The organism is Paenibacillus sinensis, from assembly GCF_019904155.1.
GTDB classification, from domain to species: Bacteria; Bacillota; Bacilli; order Paenibacillales; family Paenibacillaceae; genus Paenibacillus_AQ; species Paenibacillus_AQ sinensis.
On sequence record NZ_JAHCMB010000230.1, the window covers coordinates 1 to 6778 of the forward strand.

Sequence of the window (6778 nt, forward strand, 5' to 3'; positions counted from 1 at the left end):
AACACAAAAACACCTCACAAACCATCAAGTGTTGTGAGGTGTCTACCGATGCTTTTGAATATTTCCATAATATCACAAAAGATGATACTTTGGGAAGAGGAATTTCTCTCAAATGGGATAGATAACTTATCTCCGTTGCTCATAATCCGCCAACTCCGGTAAACACGAATCTGGATAATCCTAAGCTTTCATAGTTTGATGTGCATTTATCCCTCCTGATTTCAAGTCAAGTCCATCTGGTATACTTCTCCCTAAAAAGTGACTCAAAAGTTCCATCTTCATAATGAAATACTTCATAAGCCAAAGCCACACTTTTTGGAACCCTTTTTACCATAACAAATCGCGTGTATCAAAAAGCATGCTTTTTGAGAGACAAGAGAAAGAAAGAAGCAGTACAAAATAAGAACGACCTGAACATAATCCTTGCATATGAAGTCACTGTTAATCTGGCAGTTCCATTTGCACCGGAAACTGCTCCATATCCTTCTGCATAAATCCGATCCGCTTGGCGACAAACGCCTTGCTAGTTGCCCCCTTCTGACAAAGCTGACCGTAGGGGCTGTCTGTCTTGTACCGTTCAACTAAAAACGATTTTGCCCACTGACCGAACTGATCTTCCGACCAGTTTTCCTTTTTTGCTATCTCAGCAACTTGGAACAATGACCCGACATGAACCTTCTTCAGACTCTTCCGTTCCTTCACATCCCAATTGCGAAAGGCTCCATGAAGATAGTCAATCCGTTGCTCAACTTCGTTCAGTACCTTTCCAGGAACTTCATTCAGGCTTGAAATGAAGCGCCCAAGCGCTGCACCACCAAAGTCAATATCCTGCTGCATAACAACGGCCACGAATTGCCAGATCAGTTGTTCATCCACATATCGCACCCTGTCAGCCTCAGTAAATGCCAGCTTCTCGAAAAAGACATGCTGGGCTGTGGCCTGTACAGCATCCCTCACATCAGCAGCTACCTTTACACGCGTCTTCTCAGTGGATGTGAGCGGCACGGATTGGTTCACCCGGTAAAACAGTTCTTCGACTTGTTCAAACGTGCAATCCCGGAATTCAGTGACGGTGAAATTATAAGTCAGGAACTCAAACTGTGTATCACTGGATAGCTCCGAGCATTTCTTACCAGCCAGTTTCTCACCGTTGAAATCTGCTGTACCGTTACTGAGCTTGTAAAGACCATCCTGAAAGAAGAATGTGGATTCCCAACGTTGCCGGCCATCAATGACCCAAACGTTATCATCACCATTGTCCCAAACCAAAATGTTCGGGATATACCAGTCCTGAATCATGGATTCGACCAGAAAGGAACGCCGATCATTTTTCCATACGGAATTGCGCTGAAACGGAAGATCAAACCGAATCCGTTCCCGCATGTTCAAAAGGCTTTTTGTTGTCCGCTGGATACTTGCTCTTTTCATTTTCATTAGATTTTCCTCCAGTTCAAAATAAAAACGAACCGGTAGCTGTTGCCCCCGGCTCGTCCATGTAGATTAAATTTCAAACGCCTGATACACGGCCTCATCTTCAAAGCTGGATGCCTTCACCACTTTATCCGAGAAGCGGTTCACCGTAGTAGCCTTTTCATTACCAAGCAGTATTGAAAGCACCCGAACCTCCCGTTTGGTCTTAAACTCTTGCCATTGCGTCAAAAAATCCTCGTACAATGTTGCCTCACCATCTGTAACAAATACAATGTCTGCTTTATTGAACCGGCTTTTCTGAATAACTTTCGATGCCTGATTCAGCGGGTATTCAAAGTTTGTTCCTCCCCCACGAAACATTTCGGCCAGATTGATCATGTCCTGAACCGTAATCTTTCCACGTTCATAGATCAGAGGTGTACTGGCAGTTCCTGAAAAGGGAATTAGGGCAAAATCACGCCGTTGCTTACGGGCGATGCTCATTAAGGCAAGTGCGAATCCCTTAGATCGTGTATCTTGGCTACTCATGCTCCCTGATTGATCCAAGCACAGGACAATCGGCCCTTTGCCTAGCTGCTCCTGCCCCTTCAAATCATACTGAAGCATTTGTCCCTCTGCATACCGGCGAAGAGTGTCCAACCTGGTTGCAGGGTGGCTGAGAAGCATTAGCTCTGAAGGCAGCAGATGCTCCGGCGCATTCCCCATCGTCACACCACTGCGATTCGTGGCCTGCTGCGCTTTGGAACGTTGCTTTTTCTGAGCAATCATTTTGAGTCTTCCTGCCCACTCCGCGATTTGCTTCATCTTTTGATTGTTGGCTAAATGCTCTCCAAAACGAATCTGTTCCCGCAGTGGTACTTTTCTAAGCTCCGCATCCCCACTTCCAGCTTGCAGCCCACCGAAGATAGAAACAAGGTTCCCCTTGTCCTCTCTCGCCTGTTTTCCGGCTTGCTGGAGTGCCTGAGATAATTTCCCACCATTCGATTCCAAAGCCTGACTTAGCGCCGCTACAGCCTGCTTCATGGCCTCCTGGTTTCCAGCAGTTCCTTCAGCAATCTGCTTCCGCCATTCCTCGTCCTTTCTCGTTTGCTCTTCTATCCAATTCGTGATAGTTTCACTATACCGGGCTGTTCCTAATGCCGATGCAATGTCGTCCAGCCGTGTAAACTCCCGGAAGTCATGATACGCCTCTTCGTTCATAATGCGTTCCATTAAGACTTGGTTCATTTGAAGCTCAGACGATACCTCCGGCAGAAGCTTCGGACTCATTTTAAACAGTCCTGCCCACACATCACCAAGCAAAGGGCCAAGCGTAGGGAAAGAAGACTCTCCCTTACGCTCTACCTCTTGCAGCTTGGCCGACATATCCATGATCTGTTCAAAACGACGACGATCGAACGAATCCGTATTTAATACTGACTCATTCATCATCTACACTCCCAGCGCTAAAGCTGCGACTTCCTCCAACGACTTCTTCACAAGCTCCTTCAAGTCGCTGATTTCGCTTCGCTGCGGGTAGCTTTGAGCCAACTTCTCAATATCCGCAGACAGCATTTTCAGCTTCTTAGTCGCCTCAAGCGCCTGATCCGGTGTGCTGTTCTTCTGTACTTCTTCCAGCACTTCCTTTACTTGTTGGACAGTTTCCTCCATTTGGCGCTTCAGCGCATCTTGCGCATGCTTTTTGACAATAGCCGCGACCTTCGTTCGTTGCTCAGGCCGTTCCCATAGGCTACTTTTCAAAAGCAGCACGTCTTCTCTCTCCGCATGATCGCGTCCGGCCAATACTGCCTTCGCCCGGATAATGGACAAGGACTGCTTGAATCTGCGGTCAGACGGATGAATTCCCTCGTCCTTCAGTTCCTTACGGATACGGCCTAACGTTTCATATACATCATCTGGAATCGTCACCGTATCACTGAAGAACTGAAGCTCAAACAATTCCTCCAGTGTCATTTGAGCTGGTAATGGAGCTGTCCCCTTGAGCATCTGAAGGAAAGAAGTTTCTTCACCGATGTAACCCACTTCAAAGCGGATTAAGAAACGGTCAAACAAGGCTTCAAGCCCTTCGCCTTCCTCCGGATACTCATTCGAACTACCGATCAAGGACATGAGCGGGACCTGGGCTGGTGCGCCATCGTTATAGAACAAGCGTTCATTCACCAGCGTCAGAAGAGCGTTCAGAATTGCACTGTTGGACTTAAAGATTTCATCCAGATAAGAAATGTGCGCTTCCGGCAGCTTACCAGCGATATTCCGCTTGTAGACACCCTGTTCCAGTTCCTTCAAGGACAGTGGCCCGAACAGTTCCTCCGGCGTAGTGAAGCGTGTCAGCAGCCATTGGAAGTATCCAGCTCCGGTAATCCGGCTGGTTAAATCACTGACCAATGCGCTCTTCGCCGTGCCCGGAGGCCCGATCAGCAGGGCATGTTGACGGGCAATCATGGCGACCAGCAATGCCTCGACTACTTCCTGGCGCTCCACAAACTGCTGGGACAATGCATTTTGAATATCTTGAATTTTCATATTAAGCCTCCACGATTCTTTTTTTTGAAAACAAAAAGAGCCGAAAATTCCCGCGTGGGATTTCTCAGCTCTTGATTTTAATAAAACAATGGTCTGTGAGTTACGGATTATGAACGAGGATTAAAAGCACCTTCCCGCTCCAACGCATCCAACAGCCGGGATTCATTTTCCGCAGCTTGAACCGGGTCAGCTTCCTTGACCCCAAGTTCTGCCTTAACTTTCTGGAAGTAGCTTTCAGGGATTTGGGAATAATCAATGGTCATTACCGCTTTAAGTTCTTCCGGAATTTGTTCGGTGATGCTCTCTACAACTGCGGTAGAATGCAAAGGATAATGCTCCTCCCCGTCGATCACCTCATACGGAAAGTTTGTCGTCCGGACATCGTTAATCAACATGTCTTTAGTTCCTTTCATCGTTTAGTCACCGCCCCTGTAGTTGATGTAGTCATTATACATCAAAATGGCGGAGTGCTACATATGACGGCCACTTTCAGGGCGAATCACTGTAATAACTGAAAACAAAAGTCCATTTTTACGCTTCTTGATTGCTAAACCAATAGCGATTTTACCACTTTCTACTGGTCCAACAATCGTCAGCACCGGGTCTTCGTTTGAATAGGAGTTCTCTCCGAATGGATAACGCAAAGGTGCATGCATTTCGCTTGGAGCGAAATGATACAGTACCGCTTCCACTTCCTTCTTCGTAATCTGTCTCTCCAACATACGATCACCAGCATGTTGGCTATAGCGAACCTTGTCCATATCAATGTGTTCGCGCAAAACTTGTGAGATCAGCGCCCAATGTTCAACAAAAGCCTTCCCATCCATAACTTTTAGTCCTCCATATTGCGTAAGGCCGTTGTGACTTTTTCCCGGATCATCGACACGCAATGCTCCATGTCCTTCAGATCACCGGTGATGATGCTTTCATATTGCTTGAAGTCAGCCACAACGCGCTTCGCATCGTACAGAATTGCTTTCAGCTCGTTCTTCTTCATTCCGTCAGCAATGCCACCCTCACAAGCACGAAGCGTATCTTGCAAGTGCTGGTGCAGCTTGCGAGTAATCATATTTTTCATGTCCTTGGTGTCAATCAGTGGAATCTTCTCTGCTTCGCCTTTTTCCAGCGAAGTGACAAACTGAACCAAAGACTGGAGCTGAGAATCAAATTGTTTCGGCACAAAATAAATGCCACCACTCGGTCTGACCGGCGTTGGTGACATGCTTTTCAGAATATTGGAAACCAGTGTCCGCAAGGTAGTAGCGCCATAATTTTGCCGATAAATCTCAAAGCGTTGCGCTGCACTACTAACCAACTGCTGCGCTGTGGCTGTTACAAAGCCTGTATCAACTTTTCCCGTTTTGCGATCCAGCACTACGGAACCCGCATCGCTATGGTAATCGAGCCGTCTGCCTTTGGTGTCCTTCGTTTCGCACACCAGATTCCGTTGCACGAATTCATTGGTGGAAGCTACCTCGCGGTACATGTAGTTTTCATAAACACCTGGAGCGACTTCTTGTTTGTACTTATCACTGGTTGCTCTGCGGAATGCGTCAGGAAGCCGAATTTCATGGGGCATCCATCCTTCTCCCAGTCCGGAGAGAACCAACTTGTCCTTCAACTCATTCGGAGTAATCAACATTTCCGAAAGAGAATGCCATGTCAGGTGTCCAATTACATTTTCATTGTCAGCCTTGACCGCAGCAACATCCTTTAAAATCGAATTCATTCTCCCTTACCTCCTCTGATTTTCAGCAAGTAGCCTACTCGCTGGCAGTATTCCATGCGTGTCATTCCACCCAGCATATAGGCCGCAAACACCCGTTCAATGCTGTGAGGAACCGAACAACTGGAGATCATCCAACTTCTCAAAGACATGCCTCATCACACCTTTTGAATGGAATAAAAAAATCCGAACAAGTCAGCTTGCACTTGTTCGGATTCGATTCTCTACATGGATTACAGTCGTGGCGAATGCCAGACAGCATCTTTATGATCCATACGCCGGTTCAACATCTCCATGTCTTGCACGAGTCGCTTCCGGCCTTCCTCGCGATGTTCGAGATCATCCAAAAGGTTATGCGCATACTCCATGATCTGCTGGACACTTTCCCAGAATGGCTTACCCTTAAGAGTCAGGATATTTACTCTCCCCTCGTCTGTATCTGTTCCATCTACACCAACTACCGCATAGGACGGAATGTAGAAAAACTTCTTATTCATGCTGTAAAACACGCCTCCCTCCAATTCAATCTCCTTTTCCTCGCTCCCAAAAAAATCGGGAATGACGATTTGAATCACGTTGGATATCGAAGAAAGAAAACTTTCTGCCTTTCTCCGACGCTCTCGTTCCTCCGCTGCAAAACTTAAGGCTTTACGTTCCGTTTCCGACTGGGCATTAACGGACTTCTCTGCTTTTTTCCAAATAAACATGTTTCATCAACCTCTCCATTTTTAGTAGAACGCAAAAAAGCCGATCTTCGCATGAGAAATCCATGCAAGGATCGGCTTTTAAATACGCTTATTGATTTTGAATAGACGACAGTAACAAATCTTTTCCAGAGTCCTTCCGGCACTCTCACCCTTACCTCTGGCAAATGAGAGTTTGGGGTATGAAAGCTTTTGGCCTGCTTTAACCTCACTCTTCCTTCTCATGTCTTCAGCATGGGAATTCAGCAGGATCGAGGAAAACATTAATTCCTTTCGGAACACTACCCGGCCAATAACATACTGTGAAGAATCAGCATTAAGGGAACGGGCCTTGCCTTTTTCTCCTGCAAATGGGAGTGTAAGGTGAAATAAATATATATTTATTATATCGCCG

The 6778-nt window shown here is 46.6% G+C and carries 8 protein-coding genes; all 8 read right to left on the reverse strand.

Features of this window, described 5'->3' with window-relative positions:
• Positions 1–441 precede the first annotated feature (441 nt).
• Entirely contained in the window at positions 442–1434 is a 993-nt protein-coding gene (locus KIH86_RS27585; protein WP_223083907.1) for a DUF262 domain-containing protein, read from the reverse strand.
• Positions 1435–1500: 66 nt separating this feature from the next.
• The gene (locus tag KIH86_RS27590; RefSeq protein ID WP_223083908.1) at positions 1501–2859 is read right to left on the reverse strand and encodes a vWA domain-containing protein; all 1359 of its coding nucleotides are present in this window, start codon (positions 2857–2859) and stop codon (positions 1501–1503) included.
• Positions 2860–2862: 3 nt separating this feature from the next.
• Positions 2863–3954 (reverse strand): AAA family ATPase, encoded by a 1092-nt coding sequence (locus tag KIH86_RS27595; RefSeq protein WP_223083909.1) that lies wholly within the window; start codon positions 3952–3954, stop codon positions 2863–2865.
• A 107-nt stretch (positions 3955–4061) separates the two neighbouring features.
• Positions 4062–4367 (reverse strand): hypothetical protein, encoded by a 306-nt coding sequence (locus tag KIH86_RS27600; RefSeq protein ID WP_223083910.1) that lies wholly within the window; start codon positions 4365–4367, stop codon positions 4062–4064.
• A 57-nt stretch (positions 4368–4424) separates the two neighbouring features.
• Positions 4425–4781 carry a DUF4258 domain-containing protein gene (locus tag KIH86_RS27605; RefSeq protein WP_223083911.1) on the reverse strand — a complete coding sequence of 119 codons (357 nt, stop codon included), beginning with the start codon at positions 4779–4781 and terminating at the stop codon, positions 4425–4427.
• Positions 4782–4786: 5 nt separating this feature from the next.
• The gene (locus tag KIH86_RS27610; RefSeq protein WP_223083912.1) at positions 4787–5683 is read right to left on the reverse strand and encodes a DUF6744 family protein; all 897 of its coding nucleotides are present in this window, start codon (positions 5681–5683) and stop codon (positions 4787–4789) included.
• Positions 5684–5913: 230 nt separating this feature from the next.
• Entirely contained in the window at positions 5914–6387 is a 474-nt protein-coding gene (locus KIH86_RS27615; RefSeq protein ID WP_223083913.1) for a hypothetical protein, read from the reverse strand.
• Between the two features lie 78 nt (positions 6388–6465).
• On the reverse strand, positions 6466–6778 hold a 313-nt coding region (locus KIH86_RS27620), incomplete at its 5' end, for a hypothetical protein (RefSeq protein WP_223110773.1).

What these genes read in the sequence shown, in the direction of transcription:
- KIH86_RS27585 (WP_223083907.1), bottom strand. Translation starts at nt 1,434, where the DNA reads ATGAAAATGAAAAGAGCAAGTATCCAGCGGACAACAAAAAGCCTTTTG.
- KIH86_RS27590 (WP_223083908.1), bottom strand. Translation starts at nt 2,859, where the DNA reads ATGAATGAGTCAGTATTAAATACGGATTCGTTCGATCGTCGTCGTTTT.
- KIH86_RS27595 (WP_223083909.1), bottom strand. Translation starts at nt 3,954, where the DNA reads ATGAAAATTCAAGATATTCAAAATGCATTGTCCCAGCAGTTTGTGGAG.
- KIH86_RS27600 (WP_223083910.1), bottom strand. Translation starts at nt 4,367, where the DNA reads ATGAAAGGAACTAAAGACATGTTGATTAACGATGTCCGGACGACAAAC.
- KIH86_RS27605 (WP_223083911.1), bottom strand. Translation starts at nt 4,781, where the DNA reads ATGGATGGGAAGGCTTTTGTTGAACATTGGGCGCTGATCTCACAAGTT.
- KIH86_RS27610 (WP_223083912.1), bottom strand. Translation starts at nt 5,683, where the DNA reads ATGAATTCGATTTTAAAGGATGTTGCTGCGGTCAAGGCTGACAATGAA.
- KIH86_RS27615 (WP_223083913.1), bottom strand. Translation starts at nt 6,387, where the DNA reads ATGTTTATTTGGAAAAAAGCAGAGAAGTCCGTTAATGCCCAGTCGGAA.